Below are 26,260 nucleotides of genomic sequence, written 5' to 3'. Positions count from 1 at the left end.
GGCTCAGGCGTCCTTCGCGATCATGTAGCCCAGACCGCGCACGTTGCGGATCAGTTCCGCGCCGAGCTTCTTGCGCAGCGCGTGAATGTAGACCTCGACGGTGTTGCTGCCGATCTCCTCGCCCCAGCCGTACATTTTTTCTTCGAGCTGGCTCTTCGAGAGCACGGCGCCGGGACGCGCAAGCAGCGCTTCGAGCAGCGCGAATTCTCGCGCCGACAACGCGACCGGCGCGCCGTCGAGCGTGACCTGATGCGAGGCGGGATCGAGCGTCAGGTTGCCGTGGCGAATGGTCGAATCGCTGCGCCCGGACTGACGCCGGATCAATGCGCGCATGCGGGCACCGAGTTCGTCGAGATCGAAAGGTTTGACGAGGTAATCGTCGGCGCCGGCGTCGAGGCCTTTGACACGATCCGCCACGGCGTCGCGTGCGGTGACGATCAGCACCGGCAGCGCGTGGCCGCGCGCGCGCAGCGTGCGCAGCACGTCGAGGCCGTCGCGTTTGGGCAGGCCCAGGTCGAGCAGCACGAGATCGTAAGGCTGGCTGCCCGCCGCGCTGAGTGCAGCTTCGCCGTCTTCCACCCAGTCGACCGCGAAGCCTTCGCCGCGCAGCGCCTTGCGCACGCCTTCGGCAATCATCCGGTCGTCTTCGACTAGCAAGATGCGCATGGTTATCCGTTCCGAATCGTTCGATGATGCCGCATTCTAGCGCCCGCTCCCTGCATGCGCGCCGCGTGGCGCATTTTCCACCGCAGCCTGGCGGCAACTCTCTACAATGGGCGCTTTGCTTCGCGCGGCCGGCGTTTTGCATCCGCGCGCCAACGCGATCCATCGGCGCCGCCGGGATTGCCGCGTGCCCCACGCTCTGACATTTTGCTTTTTCGCCCGTCCATGACGCACGCTTTTCTGGTTTCTCTTGCACGCCGCATCAAGTATGTTCGTCATGTCGCGCTGCGTACGCGATCCGCTTCTGCTTCCGCCGCTCCAGGCACACTCGCTGAGCCGTTCTATGGCGTGGTTCGCGCAGCTTCGGCCATAACACCCGCTTCCACCATGCATCTGCCGCGCCGGTTCGCGCCGCGCGCCGTGACATGGCTCGTCGCCTGCGCCGCGCTCGGCTGCGGCGCATCGCTGCCGCTAGTCGCGCAGGCTCGCGCCAAGGCCACGCGTCCGAGCGTCAACGTCACCACGGTCTTGCCGCAGTCGGTGATGCAGGGCTTGCAGCGCGCGCACGTGCCCTTGTCGTCGATCAGCGTGGTCGTGGAGAAAGTCGGCGATCGCACGCCGATCCTCGCACTGAACGCCGGTAAGCCGATGATGCCCGCCTCGACGATGAAACTCGTCACCACCTACTCGGGCTTGTCGATACTTGGCCCGGACTACCGCTGGCGCACGAGCGCCTACGCGGACGGCAACGTCGATGCCAACGGCGTGCTGCACGGCAATCTCTACATTCAGGGCACGGGCGACCCGAAGCTCGTGCCGGAAGAACTGATCGATCTCGTGCAGAAGATCCATAAGGCCGGCATCAACGGCATCAACGGCATCGACGGCGCACTGGTGCTCGACAAGCGCTACTTCGATGCGTCCACGCGCGACCTACCGCCGTTCGACGACGACGCCAGCGCGCCGTACAACGTCGGCCCCGATCCACTGCTGTACGCATTCAAATCGCTGTCGTTCACGCTGACGCCGTCGCCCGACGGCAGCGTCGCGATCGACGTGCTGCCCGCGCTCGCGCAGTTGCAGATCGACAACCAGATGCACGCGGTGAACGGCCCGTGCCGCGGCGACGCGGCCTCAGTGTCGCCCACTGTCACGCCGCAACCGAACGGCACCGTCGTGGCCTCGTTCAGCGGCGACTATTCGATGCGCTGCGGCCCGCGCACGATCAACGTCGCGGTACTCGATCACTCGGCGTTTTTCGCGGGCGGTTTTCTCGCGCTCTGGCAGCAAACCGGCGGCACGTTCAGCGGCGCGACGCGCGAAGGCGCGGTGCCCGTCGGCGCGAAACTGGTGGCGACGCATCAGGGGCCGGTGCTGTCCGATATCGTTCGCGACATCAACAAGTTCAGCAACAACACGATGGCGCGCAACCTGTTCCTGACGATCGGCGCCGCCGAGGAAAAAGGGCCCGCGACGACCGCCAAATCGGCGCGCGCAATCCAGGCGTTTCTGCGCCGCGACAGCGTGGACATGGAATATCTGACGCTCGATAACGGCTCGGGCCTCTCGCGCGACGAGCATGTCACCGCGCTCTCGCTCGCCGATCTATTGCAGCGGGCCAACGCGAGTCCGGTCGCGCAGGTCTTCGTGGAGTCGCTGCCGATCGCGGGCGTCGACGGCACCATGCGCAACCGCTTGACCAACCAGGGCGCGGGCGGCAATGCGCACATCAAGACGGGCACCTTGCGCGACGTTCGGGCAATCGCGGGCTATGTGGCCTCGGCGGACGGTAACAGTTACGTGGTGGTCAGCCTCATCAACGATCCGCATTCGGAAGCCGCGCGCGCCGCGCACGACGCGCTGCTCGAATGGGTGTATCAAGGACCGTCGCAGGGCTTCACCAAGGTGTCCGATCCGGTCGTCGAACCGCGCAGCATCAAGCCCAGGAAAAACCCGCACGCGCGTGGCGCTCACTGAGTGTTCCTTCTAGCGAAGCCGCGCGCGGCAACGTGCTCAAGCGTGTACGCTGTCGGGCAGTGTTTGAGGCGCGCGTAATACGCTGGACGTGGCGCCGGGGCGGTGCATCGATTACGGTCCCGCTCGAACAAAAACGACAACATCCGCTGCGCACAGCGCGGCGGCCAGGGACCACGGAGGAAGACACAATGCAATTCGATGCCGAATTGCTGCTGCTCGCCATGGCGCCGGTCTTTCTCGCATGCATCGGCTGGGAGGCGTGGCACCTGCGGCGCACGCTACCGGGCGCGCAACTCTATAGCTGGCGCGACACGCTCTGCAACGCCGCGCTCGCGCTGATGCAGCAAGCCGCCGACAAGCTCGCGTGGCTCGCCATCATTCCGGTCTACGCGTTCTTCTACGATCACTATCGCATCTACACATGGCAGGCGGGCTGGGTCTCGTTTGCCGTGCTGTTCATCGCGCAGGATCTGCTCTACTACGTGTTCCACCGTTGTAGTCATCGCGTGCGCTGGCTGTGGGCCGCGCATGTCGTGCATCACTCGTCGGAGCGCATGAATTTTTCGACCGCGTTCCGTCAGAGCCTGATGTATCCGGTCGCGGGCATGTGGCTGTTCTGGACGCCGCTCGCCGTGCTCGGCTTTCCGCCGAAGCAGATCGTCGCGATCGTGCTGATCAATCTCGGCTTTGAGTTTTTCGTGCATACGCAGGCCATCGGCAAACTCGGCTGGCTCGAAAACGTGTTCAATACGCCGTCGATTCATCGCGTGCATCACGCGCGCAACGACCGCTATATCGACCGCAACTACGCCGGCGTGCTGGTGATCTGGGATCGCCTGTTCGGCAGCTACGTCGAGGAAGATTTGCGCGATGCGCCGGTGTACGGCATTGTCGAGCCGCTTCACACGTACAACCCGCTGAAGGCGACGTTTCACGAATGGGCGTCGATGGCCGCCGACTTCGCGAGCGTGCGAGGCGGGCGCAACAAACTGCGCGCGCTGTTTGCGCCGCCCGCGTGGGCGGCGGATTATCATGCGCGGCGCGCCGCCGGTTCATCGGGAGCGCGCATGGACTCAGGTGAATATTCGAGCGAGGCTACGCGCGCGAAGCAAGACCATACGGCCGCGTTTCAAACACCACGCAGGCCGTAGAAGATTCTGTAAGCTGTCGTCACGCCGCCTAAGCGGTGGGCGCTGCCTGCAACACATGGCAAAGGGCCACACATACATACGAGGAGATGTCGTCAACATGAAGCAAACAGCATCGCGGAAACAACATTGGCTGCGTGTCACGCAGATCGCCATGGCCAGCACGGCATTCGCTCTGCTCGCGGCTTGCGGCGGGGGGAGCGACAATAACAACAACGCCAGCAGCACGCCTGCGGGCGGAGTCAAGTTGCAGGTCGTGTCGTTCGGCGACAGCTTGTCGGATGTCGGCACGTACTCGCCGGTCATTCAGGGGAGCTTCGGCGGCGGCCGCTTCACGACGAACCCGGGTGAAGTGTGGACCCAGAAGGTCGCTGAGTATTACGGCGACACGTTGACGCCGGCCTACCTCGGCGGCTTCGGCCAGCCGCTGGTCGCAACGGGTGGCCTGGGCTATGCGCAAGGCGGCTCGGACGTCGTCAATGCTCAAGGCCAGGGTTGGGCGCCCAACAACATGGCCGCGACGACCGTGCCGGTCGTGACCCAGGTGGCCAACTACCTGGGCGCGCATGCGAGCTTCAATCCGAACCAACTCGTGCTGATCAACGGCGGCGCGAACGACATCTTCCAGTTCGCGGGGACTACCGCCAATCTGACGGCGCTGGGCGCCGCGCTACAGACGCAATACCCGCTGCTCGTGCAAGCCGGCACACTGCCTAACTCGCAAGCGGGCCAAGTGGCGTTCATCGTCGGCTACCTGCAGAAGTTGCCCAATCCGCAGATCGCGCAGGCCGCCACGCAGCTCGCGGCGCAAGTCCAGAAGATCGTCGGCTCGGGCGCGACTCACGTGGTGGTGTCGACGGTGCCGGACATCGGCAACACGCCGCTCGGCGTCGCCGCCAACGCAAGCACGCCGGGCACAGCTGCGCTGCTGTCCGGCATTACCGCGGCGTATAACTATCTGCTGGTGCAGAACCTGACGGCTCTCGGCCTGGTGGGTACGGGCAAGGTCATCGTGGCCGACGCGTTCACCTGGATCGATCAGCAATTGCCGAACTACAAGGCGCTGGGCTTCACGGTGTCGAACACCGGCACGGCGTGTAACCTCACGTCGATGCAGGCCAACGCAACCGCATACGCCACCGCCAATCCGAGCGCGACGAACGGGCTGACGCCGGCTCAGTACGGCGCCCAGTTCGGCCAGTCGCTGTTCTGCTCGCCGCAGACTTATACGGTGGCTGGCGCTGACCAGACCTATATGTTCGCGGATACGGTGCACCCGAGCACGCATTTGCACGCGTTGTTCGCGCAGTACGTGCAGCAGCAGATCGCTGCGACGGGGTTGGGGAAGTAAGCAGGCGAGACGTTGCAGGCAAAACGGCGGATCGAGGCTCGATCCGCCGTTTTTCTTTGCTGTGGTGAATGAGAGGCCCGGCGGCTGATGCAGCCGTGCTGCCGGCATTATCCTTGCGCTTCGAACGCGGCGGCCGCCCGGCCAAGCCGGTCATTCACTGCGATCCACTCAATCGTATCCGGCAGCTTCTCGATCAGAATCCGCGTCACGTTCGCGCGATCCAGCGCCCGCAGCAAGCCATACAATTCACGCGCGTAGACATGCGGATCTTCAGGCGCCGCGATGAAATGCACGCCTTCGGCATCGGCCCAAGGTCCGGCTCGAGACGCACGCGCCACCAACGCCACGCGCTCATCCGCTTGCCGCGCGGCAAGCAAAGGCTCCAGCGCGACGAACGGCAACAGCGCCAGCGGCGTGCGCGGCGCGTAATGCGCCTTCAACGTGCCGGAAGCCCGCGGCGCAGTCGCGTCCGAGCCGTCGGGCAAACGCGGCGCCTCGCCGAGCACGTCGGCGATGTCTTGCGGTGTTACACGCCCCGGTCTCAACAACGCCGGAAAGCCGCGCGACAAATCCAGAATGGTCGATTCGATACCGACATCCGACGCGCCGCCGTCCAGCACATGAATCGTGTCGCAGAACTCGTCGCGCACGTGTTGCGCCGTAGTCGGGCTCACATGTCCGAACCGGTTCGCAGACGGCGCAGCAACGCCGCCGTGTCCGCCGCGCAATGCATTGAACGCCTCGAGCAACGCTTGCGCGACCGGATGCGACGGGCAGCGCAATCCCACCGAATCCTGGCCGCCGCTCACCGCCGCCGGAATGCGCGCGGCGCGCTTCAGAATTAACGTGAGCGGACCCGGCCAGAACGCGTCGATCAACCGCTGCGCCTCCGCAGGCAAATGCTCGACCCAATAGTTCGGGTCGCCTTGCGGCGCGAGATGCACGATCACCGGATGATTCGCCGGCCTGCCCTTCGCCGCGTAAATGCGCGCGACGGCGTCGGGACTTTCGGCGTCGCCGCCGAGACCGTAGACCGTCTCCGTGGGAAACGCGACCAGGCTGCCCGCGTCGAGCAGCGCCGCCGCGTGTTCGATCTGCGCGGCGCTCACCGGCATTGCGGCTTCGGCGTGTTTCGGTTGATCCGGCATGATGCTCGCGTCAGCTCGTGATGATGTGCAGAAGCCGCGCGCAATCGCGTCCCGCCGTGCGCGCTTCTTCGAGCGTGGCAGCCGTGAAGTTCACGTGGCCCATCTTGCGGCCGCATCGTGCCTCTTCCTTACCGTACAGATGCAGACGGGCTGCCGGCATGGCGGCGACTTCATGCCACGGCGGCGTGACGGCGGCGCGCTTCGGACCGTCCGGAAACCAGACGTCGCCGAGAATGTTCAGCATGACAGCCGGCGAATGCTGGCGCGTGTCGCCGAGCGGCATGCCGGTCATGGCGCGCACCTGTTGCTCGAACTGGCTGGTCGCGCAGGCGTCGACGGTGTAGTGGCCGGAATTGTGCGGGCGCGGCGCCATTTCATTGGCCACCAGCGAACCGTCTTCGAGAATGAAGAACTCGACGCACAGCACGCCGACGTAACCGAGCTTGTCGGCGATTTGCAGCGCAGCCTGTTGCGCCTGCTGGACGAGCGTGGGGCTCGCATCGGGCGCCGGGACGATGGTGTGCGACAGCACGCCGTCGCGATGCGTGTTCTGCGCGAGCGGATAAACCACCGACGCGCCGCTCGCCGCCCGCGCGATCAGCGCGGACACTTCGAACTTCAACGGCAAACGCTTTTCCAGCACGCACGGTACGCCGGCCAGCGAAGCATGCGCCTCGCGCACTTCCTCGGCGTTGCGCACGCGAATCTGGCCTTTGCCGTCGTAGCCCATGCGGGCGGTCTTGAGAATACCCGGCAGCACGGCTTCCAGCTTCGCATCGTCGAGCGCGGCCAGCGCATCCGACGATTCGATCACCACGTGCGGCGCCACCGTCACGCCCGACGACGCGATAAAACGCTTCTCGGCAATACGGTCCTGGGCTACGGCGACGCAGCGCCCGGCCGGACTCACGAACGTAGTCCGCGCGAGGAAGTCGAGACTCGCGGCCGGCACGTTCTCGAATTCAGTCGACACCGCCGCGCACAGCCGCGCCAGTTCGGTCAGCGAAGCTTCGTCGTCGTAAGCCGCGCGCAAGTGGCGATCGGCGACGGCGCCCGCCGGACTGCTTTCGTCCGGATCGAGCACGGCAACGCGATAGCCCATGGCCTGAGCGGCGAAACAGAACATGCGGCCGAGCTGGCCGCCACCGACCATGCCAAGCCATGCGCCGGGCAGAATCGGTGAAACCGGTATGTTGTCTGGGTTCATCTTAGTGGTCGGTCGCGGCCGGGTGCTGTGTGCAATGCGTGCGTGCAATGCGATGTCAGGCACCCGGCCGGGGGTCGGACAGGGGACGTCTTCAAGCAATCGGTTCGTGCGCTTACAGCGCCGGCAACACCATGGCGTGAGCCGCTTCGTTCTGGCGCACGCGGAACGCAGCCAGCTTCTGCGCGTACTCGTCGCTCGTGCCGCTCAGGAGCGACACCGCGAAGAGCGCCGCGTTCGCCGCGCCCGCTTCGCCGATCGCAAATGTGGCGACCGGCACGCCCTTGGGCATCTGCACGATCGAATGCAACGAATCGACGCCCTTCAGGTACTTGCTCGCCACCGGCACGCCGAGCACCGGCACCGTGGTCTTGGCGGCCAGCATGCCCGGCAGATGCGCCGCGCCGCCCGCACCCGCGATGATCGCGCGAATGCCGCGCTCGCGCGCGCTTTCAGCATAGGCGAACATTTCGTCGGGCATGCGGTGCGCCGATACGACCTTCGCTTCGTAGGGCACGCCGAATTCCTGCAGAATCGCCACGGCGTTCTTCATGACTTCCCAGTCGGAACTGGAGCCCATCAGCACGCCGATAACCGGCGCGCCATGCGTATGGGCGGTTTGTGCTTCACTCATCTTACGGCTTCCTTGTTTCTTGAGAGCGCCCGGCCCTGTCGCTTCGCGCCAGACGCCCCGGCGGAGCGGAATAGTTAGCAGCGGCCCGGCGCCCGGTTAGAAGCGCCACAAAGTCGTCGCTTCGCGCCGCCCGGCGAGGCCGTGGTTGCAGAGACGGCTTCCTCGGGAGCGGGCAAGCCACGGCGGCCCGCGCTTTCTCGCGCGCGCCAAGCGCTGCGCGCAATCAGGCGAGCTTATGTCCGGTCAGGCGTTCGAGCGCTTCCTGATACTTCTCGCCCGTCTTCGTGACCACGTCGTCCGGCAGCTTCGGCGCCGGCGGCTCTTTCTTCCACGGCTGGGTTTCGAGCCAGTCGCGCACGAACTGCTTGTCGAACGACGGCGGGTTGGTGCCGACCTGATACTGGTCGGCCGGCCAGAAGCGCGACGAATCCGCGGTCAGCGCCTCGTCCATCAGATACAGCTTGCCGTGATTGTCCAGACCGAACTCGAACTTCGTATCCGCGATGATGATGCCGCGCGTGGCCGCGTAGTCGGCCGCTTCCTTGTACAGCTTGATCGAGATGTCGCGGATCGTGGCCGACAGTTCGGTGCCGATGCGGCGCTCCATCTCGTTGTACGTGATGTTTTCGTCGTGATGGCCCATTTCGGCCTTGGCTGCCGGCGTAAAGATCGGCTCAGGCAGCTTCTGCGCGTTTTGCAGACCCGGCGGCAGTTCCACGCCGCACACCGAACCGGTGGCCTGGTAGTCTTTCCAGCCGCTGCCGGCCAGATAGCCGCGCACCACGGCTTCGACGAGGATCGGCTCAAGGCGCTTGACGACAACCGCGCGGCCCTTGACCTGCTCGACCTCGTCCGCCGCCACGACGGACTCGGGCGCGACGCCCGTCAGGTGGTTCGGCACCACATGCTTCAGTTTCTCGAACCAGAAGTTCGCCATTTCGTTGAGCACGCGTCCCTTATTCGGAATCGGCTCGCCCATGATGACGTCGAACGCCGACAGACGGTCGGTCGTGACGATCAGCAACTGGTCGTTGCCCACCGCATAGTTGTCGCGGACTTTACCGCGGCCGAGCAGCGGCAGCGAGCGGAGCGTGGATTCGTAGAGGGTAGACATCGTCGTGGTTCGCTAAAAGTGAGGCAAAAAGTGTGACCGGAACAAAAGGGAAACGCCGTTCCCCGGATGATGCGGGAACGGCGGTCTAACGACAACCTGGCCAAACGGCCAGGCGCGGAGCCTGTTGATAGCTTAGCGGACGACCTGCGAGAGCTCGCCCGCTTTGTACTTCTCCGCGATTTTATCAAGCGAAACCGGCTTGATCTTGCCAGCCTGGCCTTCGCAGCCGAATTGCGTGTAGCGCTCGACACAGATTTTCATCGCCGCTTCGCGCGCCGGCTTGAGGTAATCGCGCGGATCGAACTTGCCCGGGTTGGTCGCCATGTAGCGGCGGATCGCACCGGTGATGGCCAGACGCAGGTCGGTGTCGATATTGACCTTGCGCACGCCATTCTTGATGCCTTCCTGGATTTCCTCGACCGGCACGCCGTACGTTTCCTTCATGTCGCCGCCGAACTCGCGGATTTCAGCCAGCAGCTCCTGCGGCACCGACGACGAACCGTGCATCACCAGGTGGGTGTTCGGAATGCGCTGGTGAATTTCCTTGATGCGCTGGATCGACAGAATATCGCCCGTGGGCTTCTTGCTGAACTTGTACGCGCCGTGCGACGTACCGATCGCGATGGCCAGCGCGTCGCACTGGGTCAGCTTGACGAAGTCGGCAGCCTGCTCCGGATCGGTCAACAACTGCTCGCGCGTCATCGTGCCTTCCGCGCCATGGCCGTCTTCCTTGTCGCCCTTCATGGTTTCCAGCGAACCGAGCACGCCCAGTTCCGCTTCCACCGTGATGCCGATCGAGTGAGCCGCTTCCACGACCTTGCGGGACACGTCCACGTTGTACTCGTACGACGCGACCGTCTTGCCGTCGGCTTCGAGCGAACCGTCCATCATCACGCTGGTGAAACCGCTGCGGATCGCCGCCATGCAGACCGCCGGCGACTGGCCGTGATCCTGGTGCATCACGACCGGAATGTGCGGATACGACTCGACCGCGGCTTCGATCAGGTGACGCAGGAACGCTTCGCCCGCGTACTTACGCGCGCCGGCCGACGCCTGCATGATGACCGGAGCGTTGACCTTGTCGGCCGCCGCCATGATCGCCTGGACCTGCTCCAGATTGTTCACGTTGAATGCCGGAAGACCGTAGCCGTTTTCAGCGGCGTGGTCCAGCAGTTGACGCATTGATACGAGAGGCATGCAATAACTCCATAGATTGAAACGAAATCTTGTGCCGTCGGCATCTTTTTTTGCGAGCTGGTCTCGAAGCAAGCCACATACCCGTTCACGCAGTCTCTAAAGCGCGGAGCGGTCCTTACCGCTCGACGCGCGATTGGAGCCTGTGCGCCGCCTCTCGCGGAGCATGGCAACCTGCTTCGGCCAATGAAAGCTATCGACCGGAGTTGGCGCAAAGCACCCACTCCCGGTCCGACGCAGAGCGTGCCGATCGAGCAGAGCGCATGTCGATCAGAGCCAGCGCTTCAGCACCGACCCCGATCGCACGCACCACACGCGCTCAATACGGTTCGCCGACCCGTACGATCTTCAGCGTGTTCGTGCCGCCGGCCTGACCCATCGGCTCGCCGACGGTCAGCACCACCATGTCGCCGCGCGACGCGTAACCCTTGCTGACCACGGTCTCCAACGCCTGCTGCAACGCCGTGTCGCGATCAGTGTTGGTGTCCAGATGCAGCGAAGTCACGTTGCGGTACAGCGCCATGGCCCGCTCGCTGCCGACCCGCGGCGTGAGCGCGAAAATCGGCACGTGGGTCCAGTGACGCGACATCCACAGCGCGGTCGAGCCGGACTCGGTCAACGCCACGATCGCCTTCGCGCCGAGATGGAACGCCGTGAACAGCGCGCCCATCGCGATCGACTGGTCGATCCGCGTAAACGTGCGGTCGAGGAAATCCTTGTCCAGCTCCGACTGCTCCGACTTCTCGGCTTCGATACAGATCGCCGCCATGGTCTCGATGGTCTGCACCGGATACTTGCCCGCCGCCGATTCCGCCGACAGCATCACCGCGTCCGTGCCGTCGAGCACCGCGTTGGCGACGTCCGACACTTCGGCGCGGGTCGGCACCGGCGCGTGGATCATCGACTCCATCATCTGCGTGGCGGTGATCACGAACTTGTTCGATTCGCGCGCCATACGAATCATCCGCTTTTGCAGCGCGGGGACTGCGGCATTCCCCACTTCCACGGCCAAGTCGCCGCGCGCGACCATGATGCCGTCCGATGCATCGAGAATGCCCTGTAGCGCCGGAATGGCTTCAGCGCGCTCGATCTTGGCGATCATCTTCGGCTTGATGCCGAACGGCGCGCCGGCGATGTTCGCCAGCTGACGGGCCATTTCCATGTCGGTGGCGTTCTTCGGGAACGATACCGCGACGTAATCCACGCCGAGCGACATGGCGGTGCGGATGTCTTCCATGTCCTTGGCGGTCAGCGCGGGCGCCGTCAGACCGCCGCCCTGGCGGTTGATGCCCTTGTTGTTCGACAGCTCGCCGCCGATCTTCACAACGGTGTGAATCTCGTTGTTGATCACGCGCGCGACGTTCAGCACGATCAGGCCGTCGTTGAGCAACAGCACGTCGCCCGCTTTCAGGTCGCGCGGCAGGTCTTTGTAGTCGAGACCGGCGCGCTCTTCGTTGCCGAGTTCGCAGTCGGCGTCGAGGATGAACGGCTCGCCGGCGATCAGATTGATTTTGCCGTTTTCAAATTTGCCGACCCGGATCTTCGGGCCTTGCAGGTCCGCCATGATGGCGACTTCACGGCCGGCCTGGCGAGCCGCCTCGCGCACGAATTCGGCGCGTTGGCGGTGGTCGTCGGCGGTGCCGTGCGAGAAATTGAGCCGTACCACGTCCAGTCCTGCCTGCATCATTTGCAGCAGGATTTCCGGCGTGCTGGAAGCCGGTCCGATGGTGGCGACAATCTTGGTGGCGCGATGCATGAGTCTCCTCGTCTGGATAGGATCGCTGGGAAAAGCGCTGCGAGTCGGATGCGGAGGCTGCGCACCGAAAGATGCTGCCGGGGGCTGCGCGCCGGTTGAAACCAGCGTCGCTTTATTGGATGAAGCGGTATTCGAGACCAGCACGGGAGGTGCCGGTGGCGGGGCGAGTTCTTCGTCGGGGAGTTCTGCGGATGGCGAGGGGGTCTGTACAGCATCTGCGCTGGACAATTCCGCTGCCTCGCCGGCAGTGGTCAACTCCGCGAGCGCGAGGGGCGCCCCGGATTCTTGTTGCTGTTCGGCGCTAACTCGGCCGGTCGCGAATTCAAGCGCGGGGTCGGCCGCTGCCGGCGTGGCGGCGGAGCGCGCCGCGCGTTCCCCTGCCGATTCCGCCGCGATGTTGCGCGGCTTGCCGCCGCGCGCTTTTGCAGACTTTGCCGTTGGGGAGCGCGTCGCCACGTTAAGCCCGCGATTCCAGAACTTCGACGGCGGGCAGCTTCTTGCCTTCGAGGAACTCGAGGAAGGCGCCGCCGCCCGTCGAGATATAGCTGACCTTGTCGTGGATGCCGTACTTGGCGATCGCCGCGAGCGTATCGCCGCCGCCGGCAATCGAGAACGCCGACGACTTGGCGATAGCGTCCGCCAGCGTTTTGGTGCCGTTGCCGAACTGGTCGAATTCGAACACGCCGACCGGGCCGTTCCACACGATCGTGCCGGCTTTTTCCAGTTGCGCCGCGAGCACCTTGGCCGTTTCCGGTCCGATGTCGAGGATCAGGTCGTCGTCTTGAACGTCGGCGACGGCCTTGATTTCAGCCTTGGCGGTCGGCGAAAACTCTTTGGCCGTGACCACGTCGGTCGGGATCGGCACCGAGGCGCCGCGCGCTTTCGCGGCGTCGATGATGGCTTTGGCCTCGTTCACCAGATCGGCTTCGGCGAGCGACTTGCCGATCTTCAGACCGGCAGCCAGCATGAACGTGTTGGCGATGCCGCCGCCCACGATCAGCTGATCGACCTTGTCGGCGAGCGACTTAAGAATGGTCAGTTTGGTGGACACCTTCGAGCCGGCGACGATCGCCACCAGCGGACGCTTAGGCGCGCCCAGCGCCTTGCCGAGCGCTTCGAGTTCGGCGGCCAGCAGCGGGCCGGCGCAAGCTACGGGCGCATATTTGGCGATGCCGTGTGTGGTGGCTTCAGCGCGGTGCGCGGTGCCGAACGCGTCGTTCACGTAGATATCGCAGAGCTTCGCCATTTTCTGCGCGAGCTCGTCGGAATCCTTCTTTTCGCCCTTGTTGACGCGGCAGTTTTCCAGCAGCACGACCGAGCCCGGCTCGACATTCACGCCATTTTCCACCCAGTTCGCCACCAGCGGCACGTCACGGCCGAGCAGTTCGGCCAGACGCTTCGCGACCGGCGCCAGCGAGTCTTCCGGCTTGAAATCGCCCTCGGTCGGACGGCCCAGGTGCGACGTGACCATCACGGCGGCGCCCGCGTCGAGCGCGGCCTTGATGGCCGGCACGGAGGCGCGGATACGGGTGTCTTCGGTGATGTTGCCTTGATCGTCCTGCGGCACGTTCAGATCGGCGCGGATGAACACGCGTTTGCCGGATAGCTTGCCTTCGGCGATCAGATCGGAGAGACGCAATACCTTGTTCATGGGCTTTTGTGCATGCGAGTTGATGGGAAGGCGGTGGCGGACGGCGCGCGGTACTCAAGCGCGGTGAACTCCAGCGCTCAGGCACGGCAGCGGCTCCACTGAATCGGGTGCCGGCGGCAGAGCCGCGGCCCGCGCGCCTTGCGTCGGCGCGCGTATCCCGGAAACAAGCATTTTAACTGATCCACACGGCCTTCTGACCCGCGACCGGGCGAATGTCCCGTATTTGGAGCAAGCGGCGTCTATGCCGCAACGCACCATTTCCTGCCTCTTCAACTACATGAAGAGCCGCAACAGCGTGAACACGACCATTCCTACGACAATCGTACCGAGCATGGTGCGGCGCCACAAAAACCACCCGAGACCCGCCAGCGTGGCGTAGAACTCATGGTTCGACGGCGCGAACGACAGGCCGTCGGGCGTCGCCAGCACGTCCGGCAGGACCACGGCGGCGAGCGCCGCAGCCGGTGCATAACGCAGCATGCGCTGCACCCGCGCCGGCAAAACGGTGCGCTCGCCGCCGATTAGAAACATCGCGCGTGTCACGGCGGTGACCAAAGTCATGCCGAAAATGGCCAGCCAGATCTGCGTGGATGTCATCGGGAATCTCCGGCGCTGTTACGGATGCGGCGCAAGTCGGCGCGCTCGACCATCAGGTCGGCTGCGCTGCCGGCGATGATCGCCGCGATCACCGCGAGCGGCAGCGCGAGCCGGTACGGCAAGTCGAACGCTAGCAGCGACACCACACCGGCGACGGCGACCGCGACCAGCGTGGAGCGCGTCGCGATCGCCGAGATCATGATGGGCAGCAAGGCCAGCGTGCCCGCCAGCGCAAGGCCCCAGTTATCGGGAATCAGGCTCGCCAGCAGAATCCCGGCGATCGACGACACCTGCCACGACAGCCAGCTGCAAATCGCCATGCCCCAGTAATACGCCTCCTTGCCCGGCACATATCCGGTCGGGAAGCTCTTCTTCTGGAACAGCAGATAGATGACGTCGCCATTGAAGTAGCCGAGCACGATGCGCCGCCACATCGACAGATACGAAAAATGCGGCGCGAGACCCACGCTGAAGATCACGAAACGCGTATTGACCATCGCGGCGGTGAGCAGCACGGTCCAGATGGGCAGCTTGGCGGCGAGCAGCGGCAGCACCGCCAGTTGCGACGAGCCCGCATAGCACAGCAGCGACATGGTGAGCGCCTGCGGCAACGTGAGCACCGATTTGCTCATGGCGATGCCGGTGACGAGCCCCCAGGAGAAGATCGCCATCAGCGTGGGCGAATAGTCGCCCGCGCCTTCGCGGAAGGCACGGCGATTGGTATCTGACAGGCGAGCGAGCATGGGGGCGAAACGTGGGCGCCAAGGGGCGCTGCAAGGATGGGAAGTCGGCGCCAGGTCGTCAAGCACCCGCTGGCGCATTCGGATATGAATTATGCGTGCGCTGGATTATAGCGTCGGGAATGCGGCCAAATGCCCGTTTCGTGTGCAAAAGACGTTAAAATGCGGGTCCTGGCTATACCCGACATAGCTACGCCTAACAACGCACCCGCTGGAGAATCGTATGTCAATGGCCGACCGCGACGGCAAGATCTGGATGGATGGCAAGCTCATCGACTGGCGCGATGCCAAGATCCACGTGCTCACCCACACGCTGCACTACGGCATGGGCGTCTTCGAAGGCGTACGCGCCTACAAGACGGCGGACGGCGGCACCGCGATTTTCCGTCTGCAGGAACACACCAAGCGTCTGCTGAACTCGGCCAAGATCTTCCAGATGGACGTGCCGTTCGACCACGAAACGCTCGCCGCCGCGCAATGCGAAGTGGTACGCGAAAACAAGCTCGAATCCTGCTACCTGCGCCCGATCATCTGGGTCGGCTCGGAAAAGCTCGGCGTGTCGGCCAAGGGCAACACCATCCACGTGGCGATCGCCGCCTGGCCGTGGGGCGCGTACCTCGGTGAAGACGGTATCGCCAAGGGCATTCGCGTGAAGACTTCGTCGTTCACGCGCCATCACGTGAACGTGTCGATGGTCCGCGCCAAGGCGTCGGGCTGGTACGTGAACTCGATCCTCGCCAACCAGGAAGCCATCGCCGACGGTTACGACGAAGCACTGCTGCTCGACGTGGACGGCTACGTGTCGGAAGGCTCCGGCGAGAACTTCTTCCTCGTGAACAACGGCAAGCTGTACACGCCGGACCTGTCGTCGTGCCTCGACGGAATTACCCGCGATACGGTCATCACGCTGGCGCGCGACGCGGGCATTCAGGTGATCGAAAAGCGCATCACGCGCGACGAGGTTTATACCTGCGACGAAGCGTTCTTCACCGGCACCGCCGCCGAAGTCACGCCGATCCGCGAACTCGACAACCGCACGATCGGCTCGGGCACGCGCGGCCCGATTACCGAGAAGCTGCAGTCGGGCTTCTTCGATATCGTGAACGGCAAGAGCGACAAGTACGCGAACTGGCTCACCAAGATCTAACGCGCGCTGCACCGGGATCAACCGGCGAAGCACACGCACCCTGCATACAACGAGAACGTCTCATGAGCGAAATCAAGGAAATGCCGCTGGTCGAACTGTCGGCAAAAGACCTGCCGGCGTATTGCCCGAATCCGGCCATGCCGCGCTGGAGCGCGCATCCGCGTGTCTTTATCGATGTCACGCATGGCGAAGCCAAGTGCCCGTACTGCAGCACGCGTTACAAGCTGCGCGACGGCGAAGTGGTCAAGGGTCATTGAACACGGCGCACTGAGCACTGGTTGCTTGTGGCGCCGCTTGCCGGGTCGGCGGCCCGCTTCGTTGCGGGTTGCGCGCAGGTTGCTCGTGGGGTTCGCTTCTTGATCGGCTGCGGGTTGTGCCGCGGCGAGGTTCGTCGTTGCACGAGCCGGCGCCGGTCGTGTAGCAGACCGTGACCATGCCACGCGCACGCGCAACCCGGTCCGAAAGCAGGCGCGTCACAGCAGGGCCGCCACCGCGGCGCGTCCGGCCATGCCGGAAATACGCCACGCGGCTTGCGGCTTTCCCCCTTTTACTAATCCGAATGCCACGCGCAAAACCTGCGCGGGGTTTCGTTTCGACACCGGACACTCACTCTGATGCGTCGCGCGTTGGTTATCGCACCGAACTGGATCGGTGACGCATTGATGGCGCAGCCGCTGTTTGCGCGCCTCGTGAAATTGCATCCGCGCATCGTCATCGACGCGGTCGCGCCCTCGTGGGTCGCACCTGTACTCGAACGTATGCCGGAAATCCGCGACGTCTACGCCACGGATCTCGCGCACGGCAAGCTGCAAATGCTGCGCCGCTGGCAGCTGGCGAGCGACTTGCGCGATGTCGGCTACGACGCCGCCTACGTGCTGCCGAACTCGCTCAAGTCGGCGCTGATTCCGTGGATGGCGGGTATTCCGCTACGCATCGGCTATACCGGCGAGAGCCGCTACGGCCTGCTGAACGTGCGTCATGCGAACCCGCGCAAGGACGAGCGCCCGCCGATGGTCAGCCAGTACGCCGCCCTCGCCTATGCGCCCGGCGCCAAGCTGCCCGACGACCTGCCGATGCCGCGCCTCGACGCGGACCTGAACGAAGCGTCGCGCGTCTCGGCACGCTTCAATCTCGACACGCGCGTGCCACTGCTGGTGTTCTGTCCGGGCGCCGAATACGGCCCGGCCAAGCGCTGGCCGCCCGAGCACTTCGCATCGCTCGCGCAAATGGTCGGCCAGTCGTTCCCGTACACGCAGATCGTCGCACTCGGTTCGCCGAAAGACGCGCCGCTCGCGCAGGCCATTGCCGAGCGAGCGCCGAACGTGCGCAACCTGTGCGGCCAGACCGCGCTGGGCGAGGCGTGCGCCTTGATCTCGCGCGCCAACGCGGTCGTCACCAACGATTCCGGCCTGATGCATGTGGCCGCCGCGCTGCGCCGGCCGCTGGTGGCCGTGTACGGTTCGACCGATCCGCGCCATACGCCGCCCCTGTCCGAGCTTGCGAAGGTACAATGGCTTCATCTCGAATGCAGCCCCTGTTTTGAGCGCGAGTGTCCGCTTGGTCATCTGAACTGCCTGAAGCAGTTGAGCGCCGAGCAGGTATTCGGCGATTTGCGCGGCATGTTGCTGGCGCAACGCTGAACTCGCTGACACTTGCACGCAACACCGCACGCCCTGAGCGCGTCGCGTCATGTTCGCGCCTTGCGGCGCGGGCATTCTGGCGCTCGGGTGCGATTGTCCGGTGCCCCGGACTGTCCCGCTGACCGCTGTCCCGCAACCGCGCGCCGCGCACAAGAGACTGACGAGCCATGCCACGTTTTGCCCATATCTTCGAAGCCGCCGCCGATACCCTGAACGCCTATTACCAGGCCGTCGCCGAGGTCAATATCGACAGCTTGATGGGTCTGTGGATCGATGAAGAGTTCGTCAGTTGCATCTGCGCCGACGGATCGCACCTGCACGGCCTCGACAGCATTCGCGCGGGCTTGCAGACCCAGCTCGAAACCGCGCGGGTTTCCATCGAGCCGCTCGATATCCGCGTCTACGACAGCCTCGGCACCGTGGTCTACGCGATTGCCGAAGCGCACCGGCCGGCCGACCCGAAGGCCACGCCCGCCATGGTGTTCACGACTTACGTGATGGTTCACGAACGCGGCGAATGGCGCATCGCCCACATTCACGCGAGTCCGATGCCCAACGAAGCCGCCAGCCAGTTCGCCACGAAGATGCGGCATGGCCAGGGGTCGCTGCACTGACGCGCACCGCGCGTTCCACTTTTTTGTTCTGAAGCAGGCATGAGCACGCCCCGCAGGAAGTCCCTTTTGGGCACGACGCACGATCAATCCGCTTCTTCCGGCGCCGCACGCGCCGCGGCCGCCGTCGAGGCGACGGTCGAAGCGGCCGTCGACTTGCTCTACCGCGCGCCGCTCTGGCTGCCGAACCGGCATGTGCAGACCATCGTCCCGTCGCTGTTTGCGCGCCGCCCCGCCGTCTCGTTTCGGCGCGAGCGCTGGGACACGCCAGACGGCGATTTCATCGATCTCGACTGGGTCCAACATGCGGACCACGCCGACGCCGCACCTCGCATTCCCGCCGACACCGCCCCGCTCTTCGTGCTGTTTCACGGCCTCGAAGGCAGTTCCGGCTCGCACTACGCCGCTTCGTTGATGGCGGCCGCGCGCGAGTGCGGCTGGCATGGCGTCGTGCCGCACTTTCGCAGTTGCAGCGGAGCGTTGAACCGCATGCCGCGCTTCTATCATCTCGCCGACAGCAACGAAGTCGACTGGGTGCTGCGCCGCCTGCGCGCCGCGCATCGCGGGCCGATCGTGGCGGCCGGCGTGTCGCTCGGCGGCAATGTGCTGCTGCGCTGGCTGGGCGAGCGGCGCGAAGACGCGGCCTCGGTGATCTCGGCCGCCGCGGCGATCTCGACACCCATCGACGTGCATGCCGGCGGCCGAGCGTTGTCACAGGGTTTCGGCCTCGTCTACACGCGCAGTTTCCTGAAGACGCTCAAGCAGAAGGCCGAGCAGAAGCTGGTTCAGTTTCCCGGCCTGTTCGACCGCGACGCGATGCTGGCAAGCCGCACCATGTACGAGTTCGACAACGTGGTGACCGCGCCGCTGCACGGCTTTCGCGATACCGACGACTACTGGAGCACGGCGACCACGCGTCCGCTGCTGCCGCACATTCAGGTGCCCACGCTGGTGCTGAACGCGCGCAACGACCCGTTCCTGCCGGCTGCGGCATTGCCGTCGCGGCATGAAGTCTCGGCGGCGGTGGAACTCGACCAACCCAGGCACGGCGGCCACGCCGGCTTTATGACCGGGCCGTTTCCGGGCCGCATCGACTGGCTGTCACGGCGCGTGCTCGGCTATCTGGAGCAGCACGTCGATCATGGATGACATCGTCAAGCAGGCCTTGGCCAAATGGCCGAATGTACCGAGTTGCACAGGGTGGCTGATGTTGGACAGGCGCGGCAACTGGCGCATGCGCGACGAAGCCGCGCAGTCGAGTGGTTCGCCGGGCACGCCGATCCGCCATGAAGCGTTGCTCGCGTTCATCAACCGGAATTACGACGCTGACGAGCGCGGGCAGTGGTATTTCCAGAACGGTCCGCAGCGCGTGTATGTCGAGTTGGGCTATACGCCGTGGGTGGTGAGGCTGTCGGCCAATACGGAGGCCGGCGCCGCAGTGCTCGCCTTGCAGGACCAGGCGGGCGGCCCATTCGAGCCCGCAGCCGTGTTCGTCGATGAAGAAGGCGGCATTCTCTTTACCGACGGCGCGACGCCGCCCAGAGTCGCCGTCCTGCACGACCACGATCTGGAAATGTTCTCCGATCACGCGACGCTGGCGGACGATTCGATGAGCGGCGAGTTTCGCTGGAACAATCAGGTTGTGCTGCCGCTGCAGGCTGTGCGGCGAAGCGACGTTGCGGCGCGGTTTGGATTTGTGCCAAGTCCGGCGGCTGCGGGCGCTTGAACCTTAGCCTACGCGCGGCGCCGTGCTTCGACGAGGCCAGCGCGTTGAACCCCGCCAGGCGCAGGCGACCAGGCGACGCTCAACTCTTCTCGTCCAGCCGCTCCTCCTGATAGCGGCTTTCCATCTCATGCAGCCTCGCGTCGACGGTCGCGAGGTCGTAGTAGCCGATCGTCTTCAGATCGCGCGCGTCCTTCAATTGACGGATCGCCGAAGGCCACGCTCCCTCCAGCGCGAACTTTTCAGCCATCGCACGATGCTGGGTCAATGCGTCGCCCGTGCCCGCGCTAGCCTGGGCAAGATACAGCCACCAGGCCGGCTGATCGGGCTGGGCACGGGTTTCTTTTCGCGCAAGCGCCTGAGCATCGGCAAAGCGGTGCAAGGTCAGCAAGGTGCGGATATGCATGTCGATGGCGGCATTCGACTGCGGCCAGCGCTTCTGCGCCAGCTCGGCAAGACGCGCGGCTTCGTCGTCGCGGCCGGCGCGCCGCGCGATGTCGGCAGCCAACACGTCGAGACTCGGCGAACTGCGTGCCGTGCCGCCCTCGGCCTGCTCACCCGTCGCGAACGCGGCGCGGGACGACGCCAGCGACGCCGCCGCGTCGTCGTAACGTTCGAGCAGCATCTGCCCGTACGCGATGCCGTACCAGTTCGCCACGACGTTGACCGCGGTGCGGTCCTCGATCTCCGAGCGCAAGCGCGAAATCTCGTCGCCGTATTCGCTGCGCGAGCGGTCCTGCAGCAGACGAGAGCGGGCCCGCACGAAACCATATTCGGCCGATTGATGCGGTTGCCGGTAAGGCGCGCGGCGCGCACGGTCCTCCATGTCGGCAATCCGTTCGCCGGTCAGCGGATGGGTGCGCGCGTACGCCGGAATGCCGGTGTCGCTCATCGCGGCACGATCGAGGCGGCCGAAGAAGGTGGTCATCGCGTAGGGATCGTAGCCGGCACCGGCAAGCAGCAGAAAGCCGACACGGTCCGCCTCGTGTTCGGCGGACCGGGAGAAGCGCAACTGGTTGTCGACCGCATACGCCTGGCCGCCGATCGCAATCGCGCTGCCGAGGTCGCCGCTATGCGCGAGCACGCCGGCCAGCACGCCGAACAATAGGCCCGCGAGCGCCGCATAGCCGCTGCGTTCGCCGGTCGTGATCATGCGCGAGATGTGCCGCTGCAAGACGTGTCCCATTTCGTGACCCAGCACCGATGCCAACTCGGACTCGGTCTGCGTGGCCACGATCAGGCCGGTGTTCGCGCCGATAAAGCCGCCCGGCAGCGAGAAGGCGTTGATCTGCGGGTCGCGCACCGCGAACAGATCGAAGTCCGGCCGATATCCGCCGATATAGAGCGCGCTCGCCGCCGCGGCCAGTTTCGCGGCAACCGAGTTCAGATAGTCGCGCACCAGCCAGTCGTCGAGATAGTCGGGGTCGCGGCGCAGTTCGCGCATCACGCGCTCGCCGAGCTTGCGCTCGGCCTGTGGCGTGAGCGAGCCGGAACCGCCGTTGCCGAGATCGGGGAGTTGTTGCGTCACGATCGGTGTGCGCCAGTTGGCGTTCACGCCGGTGTTGCCGGAGAAGCGGCTCTGCGCGCCGCCGTACACGCCGAACACGCCTTGCGCGATATCGGACGGAACGAGCGGATCGGCGTAGGCATCGGCCGGGCCGCTGACCAGTGGCGGCTCCGCGGACAAGGTGTTGAGCGCGATGCTCGACCCGCCGGGCGATTGCGCGAACGCGCCCGGCGGTGCGGCCAGCGCGACAGACAGCAACGCAGCGAGGAACCGTTTGGGACGCATCGCGAGCTCGAGTTGACGAAGTCGAAAGCGACGCCCGCCGCTCAGACTAAGATAGCGGGCATGGGCAATTGTAATCCGCCCATGCCGCGCTGCTATGATAGGCGCCCTCTGAAGGAGCCCAACCATGCCTGAACTCACTCATTTCGACGCAGCCGGCCAGGCGCATATGGTGGACGTCGGCGGCAAGCAGGAGACCAGGCGCATCGCCATTGCGCGCGGCTCGATTCGCATGCTGCCGGAAACCTTCGCGCTGATTCGCGACGGCAACGCCAAGAAGGGCGACGTGATCGGCATCGCGCGGATTGCCGCGATTCAAGGCTCGAAGCGCACCGCCGATCTGATTCCGCTGTGTCATCCGCTTGCGCTGACGCGCGTCAAGGTGGATTTCGAGCTCGACGACACGCTGCCGGGCGTGCATTGCACGGTTCAGGTTGAAACGCTGGGCCGAACGGGCGTGGAGATGGAAGCGCTGACTGCCGTGCAGGTCGGGTTATTGACCGTGTACGACATGTGCAAGGCGGTGGATCGCGGAATGACGATCACCGATGTGCGCGTGCTGGAAAAGCACGGCGGGAAGTCGGGGGATTGGGTGGCGAGTTGACGACCGCTGCGTCATCAACTCACCCTTGAATCCTTGAAGCATGAAAGCGAACGCAGCGCCTCACTCCTCGTCGCTGTTGTCGTCCTCATTGACGTCGCCCGGCGGCATGCCGTAGCGCTTGACCAGTTCCGCCTTGAAACCGGCCAGCGTTTTCTGCTCGTCGCAAAGCTCGTACACGTAGCTCAGTTGCGACGGCCAGTCCTTCAGCTCCGTGGCGAAAATCTTCAGTCGTTCGACAGTATCGAGTGCCCCGGCCTGATCGCCGCTCAACGCCTGCAACACCGCATAGCGACGCAATACGGTTTCGCCCGGCAGCAGCGCCATCGCCTGTTTGTGCATGGCGAGCTTCTGTGGCAGATCCGTCGAATTCATCGGCAAAAGCGTCGCCAGACCATATTCGCCCCACGCCTGGAACAGGAACGACGGGTCCGCGCGATATTGCTCGGCGGGACGCTGGCCGTAGTACAGCACCTCGGCGCGCGCATAGTCGCGATACACCGGATACAGCGCGGCCAGCCCGCCGAACAGCACCACGGCAAAGACGCCGAACGACAGCCGTGCGGGCACGAGCCGCAGCGGCCGCGTTTCCAGCAGGCCGAACACGAACATCGCCGGCAACAGGAAGAACATGTACTGCTGCGGATATTCGACCAGCGCGTGCATGACCAGCACGCCGATCAGCGCAATGCCGAATACGCGCGCTGAACTTTGCGGTGCGCGCACCACGCGCACGAGCCACGTAATCAGACCGAACAGCACGATCGCGAGGCCGATCAAACCGGTCTTCGCTAGCAGGTCGATAAAGATGTCGTGCGAATTATTGGCGATCTCGACGCCGCCGAGCGACTTCGCAAACTCGTACTGGTAGCTCGGAAATTCGCCCCAACCGACCCCCAGCAGCGGATGCGTCTTGAACATCGTCCAGCCGTACTTCCACAGCGCGAGGCGCGGCGCGATCTGGCCGGCATCCTGAAAGCGTTCCGCCGCGGACTGTCCGAGTTCCAGGTGATAGTGAACGTTGGCCCAACGGATCAGCGCGTTGATCACGAAAAACAGCACGGCGAGCGCAATCGGAATGATCCATTCGCGATTGCCGCGGCGTACCTGCGCCTGATCGCGCATCTGCGCGAACGCCATCCAGAAACCTGCCACCACGATCACACCCATCTGCAGCCACGGCCCGCGCGACACGGTCAGCGCGAGGCCCACCGCGAAAATCGTCGACACGAGGAACCAGATGCTCACGGCGATCCGCCGCGTTTGCACGAGGAACAGCGCACCCGCCATCGCAAACGCAATGTAGGTGGCGAGGTGGTTGGCCTGAGCCATGTTGCCGAACGGCCGGCGCTCGACGCTCACGTTATATGCGACCACGAGCGGCGACACGCGCACTTCGAGGTGAAACAACTGGATGATCTGGCAAAACACCGCAAACAGTCCGCCGACGATCAACGCCCCAGCCGCCCAGCGCAACGCGGTCTCGTTGAGCTTGGCGCGCGTGAAGCCATAACCGGCGTGCGTCGCCATGAAGGCCGCCAGCAAATAGCCGCCGCCGAGCCAGTTCATGGAAGGTTGCGAGACCGGCAACACCACCGACTGCGCCACCAGCAACAGCCCGAACAGCAACGGCACCAGCGCGACCACCGGCGACGCGAACGTCACACGCGGCTCGGCGCTCGCCACCATCAGCACGACACCCGCCCCGGTCAGCAGATACAGGGCGAGTGCGGTGAATTCAGCGTAAAAGGTCGGAATCGGATACGTATGGTTGACAACTGCATAAGGCAGCACCAACGCGAGAGACAACAAAATGAAAGACAGATAGCGCGCGAAAGGGGTGGGCATCGAGGAACCGGTGGGCGTCAGCAACCGGCGCACTATACAAAAAAATCCTCCTGCTGTGCGCCGGGCCGGCTGAAATATCCCAAAAATCAGCCCTTTACGTGCGGACGACTGCGACGCCGCGCCGCTCTCCCGCTTATCGCGCGGTCATGTCGCATGCGTTCATGAGCGGCACTCAGGCGGGGCGAGATTCGACGGCAACGTGGGCGCATCGGTGGGTGCCGGGCCTGCGCCCGGCGCCGGCAGCGAGGACGCCGCTTTGCCGCCCGCAAAACATTCCCACGTCAGCGCGCCCGCCTGGACTCCGCCCTTGCTCAACGCGATGCGCGCAGTCGGCGCATCCGCATTGTCAGGCACCGACGGCACGAGCGTGAGCGTGTTCGAACCAACGGCTGCGACGCGCGTCGTGAAGGCGACGGTGATCTGGCCGGTGTCGTCGTCGACCCGAATGGATTCGACGTTGCGGGTGGCGGGCGGCGACGCATAACCACCACTGAACGTATTGCCGCTCGCAGCGTTTTCAGCCACCGCCAGCCGCGCGGACGCCGCCAGCGACAGCCCCTCGCCGACGCGGCTGCGAGCGAGATAGTCCTGATACGCGGGAATCGCATAGGCGGCGATCACGCCGACGATCGCCAGCACGATCATCAGCTCGATCAGCGTGAAACCGAAACCGAGGCGTCGGCAGGCACGCGCGAGACGCGCGGACCAGCCAGCCCGGCAAGATCGCGAGCGCGTGGCCAGCGAGGATTGGGAGTACGGGCAATAAGGCAAAGTGAAGATCATCGGCAGGCTCCTGAAACGAAAACGCCTGCCCCACGGATCGGGAACAGGCGTATCAATCGTAGCCAGCGGCGTTCGTGTCAGACAGTCAGCCGAATGGCTAACGTTGCAGCATGGTGCGCCTCATGCCGACGCCGGAGCGCGTCTCAAGCCGCCGCGCGATGGGCGTTGCGGCGCTTGAGCAGATAACCAAGGACGACGACGAACAACGCCCCCGCAATGCTCATGCCGTATTCGGCCAACGGCGTATCGAGGATCGGCCAGCGATCGCCTGCCGGGTCGTTGATGATCAGCCCGCCCGCGATCCAGCCCAGCAACCCGGCGCCGAGCGTGATGACGATCGGAAAGCGGTCGAGCAGTTTGAGAACCAGCTGGCTGCCCCACACGATCAACGGGATGCTCACCACCAGACCGAAGATCACCAACGCCAGACGGTGCTCGGGATCGGCCGCCTCAGCAGCGCCCGCGATCGCGATCACGTTGTCGAGGCTCATGACCGCGTCCGCGACAATGATGGTCTTGATCGCCGCCATCAGCTTGTCGGCCGGCTTGATGTTCTCATGCGGGTCGTGCGCCGGCGCCATCAGACGCACGCCGATCCACAGCAGCAACAGGCCGCCCGCGAACTTCAGCAGCGGCACATCGAGCAGCGCGACCGCGAACGCGATCAACGCCACGCGCAGCACAATCGCGCCTGCCGTGCCCCACAGCACGCCTTTCGTGCGCTGGGACGGCGGCAAATTGCGGCAGGCCAGCGCGATCACGACGGCATTATCGCCACCCAGCAGAATGTCGATGACGATGATCTGGATGACAGCGCCCCAGTGGAGCGTGGCGAAGAACTCGAGCATGATTGAAAGAATAAGAAGAAATGCGGCGAGCGGCCAATAAAAAAGCGGAGGAGTCTGCACTCCCCCGCTTTTTGAACCGTGTGCTCACGAAAG

At 64.7% G+C, this 26,260-nt stretch carries 24 protein-coding genes; 10 read left to right on the top strand and 14 right to left on the bottom strand.

The window, feature by feature from the left end:
* Window positions 1-3: 3 nt before the first annotated feature.
* A complete protein-coding gene (locus B0G73_RS26000; protein ID WP_012434228.1) occupies window positions 4-666 on the bottom strand; it encodes a response regulator in 663 nt (220 codons plus the stop codon).
* Between the two features lie 222 nt (window positions 667-888).
* Between B0G73_RS26000 and dacB the strand changes: the two genes are divergently transcribed.
* The 3 genes from dacB to B0G73_RS25985 all read left to right on the top strand — a co-directional run bounded on the left by dacB (window position 889) and on the right by B0G73_RS25985 (window position 5,139).
* Window positions 889-2,640 (top strand): D-alanyl-D-alanine carboxypeptidase/D-alanyl-D-alanine-endopeptidase, encoded by a 1,752-nt coding sequence (gene dacB / locus B0G73_RS25995; RefSeq protein WP_106284133.1) that lies wholly within the window; start codon window positions 889-891, stop codon window positions 2,638-2,640.
* Window positions 2,641-2,828: 188 nt separating this feature from the next.
* Window positions 2,829-3,791 carry a sterol desaturase family protein gene (locus B0G73_RS25990; RefSeq protein WP_106284089.1) on the top strand — a complete coding sequence of 321 codons (963 nt, stop codon included), beginning with the start codon at window positions 2,829-2,831 and terminating at the stop codon, window positions 3,789-3,791.
* A gap of 97 nt (window positions 3,792-3,888) precedes the next feature.
* Window positions 3,889-5,139: an SGNH/GDSL hydrolase family protein gene (locus B0G73_RS25985; RefSeq protein WP_106284088.1), complete on the top strand. Its 1,251-nt coding sequence runs from the start codon at window positions 3,889-3,891 to the stop codon at window positions 5,137-5,139.
* Between the two features lie 107 nt (window positions 5,140-5,246).
* Here the strand turns inward: B0G73_RS25985 and B0G73_RS25980 are convergent, their stop codons facing one another.
* From B0G73_RS25980 to B0G73_RS25940, 9 genes are all read right to left on the bottom strand, one after another.
* Complete coding sequence (locus B0G73_RS25980; RefSeq protein WP_106284087.1) at window positions 5,247-6,287, bottom strand: L-threonylcarbamoyladenylate synthase; 1,041 nt, start codon at window positions 6,285-6,287, stop codon at window positions 5,247-5,249.
* Window positions 6,288-6,297: 10 nt separating this feature from the next.
* The gene (locus B0G73_RS25975; protein ID WP_106284086.1) at window positions 6,298-7,494 is read right to left on the bottom strand and encodes a 5-(carboxyamino)imidazole ribonucleotide synthase; all 1,197 of its coding nucleotides are present in this window, start codon (window positions 7,492-7,494) and stop codon (window positions 6,298-6,300) included.
* Window positions 7,495-7,606: 112 nt separating this feature from the next.
* Window positions 7,607-8,125 carry a 5-(carboxyamino)imidazole ribonucleotide mutase gene (gene purE, locus B0G73_RS25970; protein WP_106284085.1) on the bottom strand — a complete coding sequence of 173 codons (519 nt, stop codon included), beginning with the start codon at window positions 8,123-8,125 and terminating at the stop codon, window positions 7,607-7,609.
* Between the two features lie 223 nt (window positions 8,126-8,348).
* Window positions 8,349-9,239 (bottom strand): phosphoribosylaminoimidazolesuccinocarboxamide synthase, encoded by an 891-nt coding sequence (locus tag B0G73_RS25965; RefSeq protein WP_012434235.1) that lies wholly within the window; start codon window positions 9,237-9,239, stop codon window positions 8,349-8,351.
* 132 nt (window positions 9,240-9,371) lie between these two features.
* Complete coding sequence (gene fba, locus B0G73_RS25960) at window positions 9,372-10,436, bottom strand: class II fructose-bisphosphate aldolase (protein ID WP_106284084.1); 1,065 nt, start codon at window positions 10,434-10,436, stop codon at window positions 9,372-9,374.
* 316 nt (window positions 10,437-10,752) lie between these two features.
* The gene (gene pyk / locus B0G73_RS25955) at window positions 10,753-12,189 is read right to left on the bottom strand and encodes a pyruvate kinase (RefSeq protein ID WP_106284083.1); all 1,437 of its coding nucleotides are present in this window, start codon (window positions 12,187-12,189) and stop codon (window positions 10,753-10,755) included.
* A gap of 457 nt (window positions 12,190-12,646) precedes the next feature.
* Entirely contained in the window at window positions 12,647-13,840 is a 1,194-nt protein-coding gene (locus B0G73_RS25950; protein ID WP_106284082.1) for a phosphoglycerate kinase, read from the bottom strand.
* A 273-nt stretch (window positions 13,841-14,113) separates the two neighbouring features.
* Window positions 14,114-14,437, bottom strand: coding sequence for an AzlD domain-containing protein (locus tag B0G73_RS25945; protein WP_106284081.1), 324 nt, complete (start codon window positions 14,435-14,437; stop codon window positions 14,114-14,116).
* The gene (locus tag B0G73_RS25940; protein WP_106284080.1) at window positions 14,434-15,180 is read right to left on the bottom strand and encodes an AzlC family ABC transporter permease; all 747 of its coding nucleotides are present in this window, start codon (window positions 15,178-15,180) and stop codon (window positions 14,434-14,436) included. The genes B0G73_RS25945 and B0G73_RS25940 overlap by 4 nt, the downstream gene beginning before the upstream one ends.
* Window positions 15,181-15,400: 220 nt before the next feature.
* Here B0G73_RS25940 and B0G73_RS25935 point away from each other — a divergent pair, with 220 nt between their 5' ends.
* The 6 genes from B0G73_RS25935 to B0G73_RS25910 all read left to right on the top strand — a co-directional run bounded on the left by B0G73_RS25935 (window position 15,401) and on the right by B0G73_RS25910 (window position 20,301).
* Window positions 15,401-16,324, top strand: coding sequence for a branched-chain amino acid transaminase (locus B0G73_RS25935; RefSeq protein ID WP_106284079.1), 924 nt, complete (start codon window positions 15,401-15,403; stop codon window positions 16,322-16,324).
* Between the two features lie 62 nt (window positions 16,325-16,386).
* Entirely contained in the window at window positions 16,387-16,581 is a 195-nt protein-coding gene (locus B0G73_RS25930; RefSeq protein ID WP_007180502.1) for a zinc-finger domain-containing protein, read from the top strand.
* Window positions 16,582-16,938: 357 nt separating this feature from the next.
* Complete coding sequence (gene waaF, locus B0G73_RS25925) at window positions 16,939-17,964, top strand: lipopolysaccharide heptosyltransferase II (protein ID WP_106284078.1); 1,026 nt, start codon at window positions 16,939-16,941, stop codon at window positions 17,962-17,964.
* A 167-nt stretch (window positions 17,965-18,131) separates the two neighbouring features.
* Window positions 18,132-18,578 (top strand): nuclear transport factor 2 family protein, encoded by a 447-nt coding sequence (locus B0G73_RS25920; RefSeq protein WP_106284077.1) that lies wholly within the window; start codon window positions 18,132-18,134, stop codon window positions 18,576-18,578.
* A 39-nt stretch (window positions 18,579-18,617) separates the two neighbouring features.
* Entirely contained in the window at window positions 18,618-19,724 is a 1,107-nt protein-coding gene (locus B0G73_RS25915; protein WP_106284076.1) for a hydrolase, read from the top strand.
* Window positions 19,717-20,301, top strand: coding sequence for a DUF2946 family protein (locus tag B0G73_RS25910; RefSeq protein WP_106284075.1), 585 nt, complete (start codon window positions 19,717-19,719; stop codon window positions 20,299-20,301). Before B0G73_RS25915 ends, B0G73_RS25910 begins: the two co-directional genes overlap by 8 nt.
* Window positions 20,302-20,380: 79 nt before the next feature.
* Here the strand turns inward: B0G73_RS25910 and B0G73_RS25905 are convergent, their stop codons facing one another.
* Window positions 20,381-22,090 carry a M48 family metalloprotease gene (locus B0G73_RS25905; RefSeq protein ID WP_106284074.1) on the bottom strand — a complete coding sequence of 570 codons (1,710 nt, stop codon included), beginning with the start codon at window positions 22,088-22,090 and terminating at the stop codon, window positions 20,381-20,383.
* 124 nt (window positions 22,091-22,214) lie between these two features.
* Here B0G73_RS25905 and moaC point away from each other — a divergent pair, with 124 nt between their 5' ends.
* On the top strand, window positions 22,215-22,691 hold the full coding sequence (gene moaC, locus B0G73_RS25900; protein WP_106284073.1) for a cyclic pyranopterin monophosphate synthase MoaC: 477 nt from the start codon (window positions 22,215-22,217) through the stop codon (window positions 22,689-22,691).
* 60 nt (window positions 22,692-22,751) lie between these two features.
* On the opposite strand, the gene B0G73_RS25895 is transcribed toward moaC, so the two are convergent.
* The 3 genes from B0G73_RS25895 to B0G73_RS25885 form a co-directional block, all read right to left on the bottom strand.
* Window positions 22,752-24,536: a Wzy polymerase domain-containing protein gene (locus B0G73_RS25895; protein WP_106284132.1), complete on the bottom strand. Its 1,785-nt coding sequence runs from the start codon at window positions 24,534-24,536 to the stop codon at window positions 22,752-22,754.
* A 159-nt stretch (window positions 24,537-24,695) separates the two neighbouring features.
* Window positions 24,696-25,181: a pilin gene (locus tag B0G73_RS25890; RefSeq protein WP_243856787.1), complete on the bottom strand. Its 486-nt coding sequence runs from the start codon at window positions 25,179-25,181 to the stop codon at window positions 24,696-24,698.
* A 281-nt stretch (window positions 25,182-25,462) separates the two neighbouring features.
* Complete coding sequence (locus B0G73_RS25885; protein ID WP_106284071.1) at window positions 25,463-26,167, bottom strand: TerC family protein; 705 nt, start codon at window positions 26,165-26,167, stop codon at window positions 25,463-25,465.
* Window positions 26,168-26,260 lie beyond the last annotated feature (93 nt).

Source organism: Paraburkholderia sp. BL25I1N1 (assembly GCF_003002025.1).
GTDB lineage: Bacteria > Pseudomonadota > Gammaproteobacteria > Burkholderiales > Burkholderiaceae > Paraburkholderia.
The sequence above is the reverse complement of the archived record's forward strand: the minus strand, read 5'-3'. Positions and strand labels throughout refer to the sequence as shown.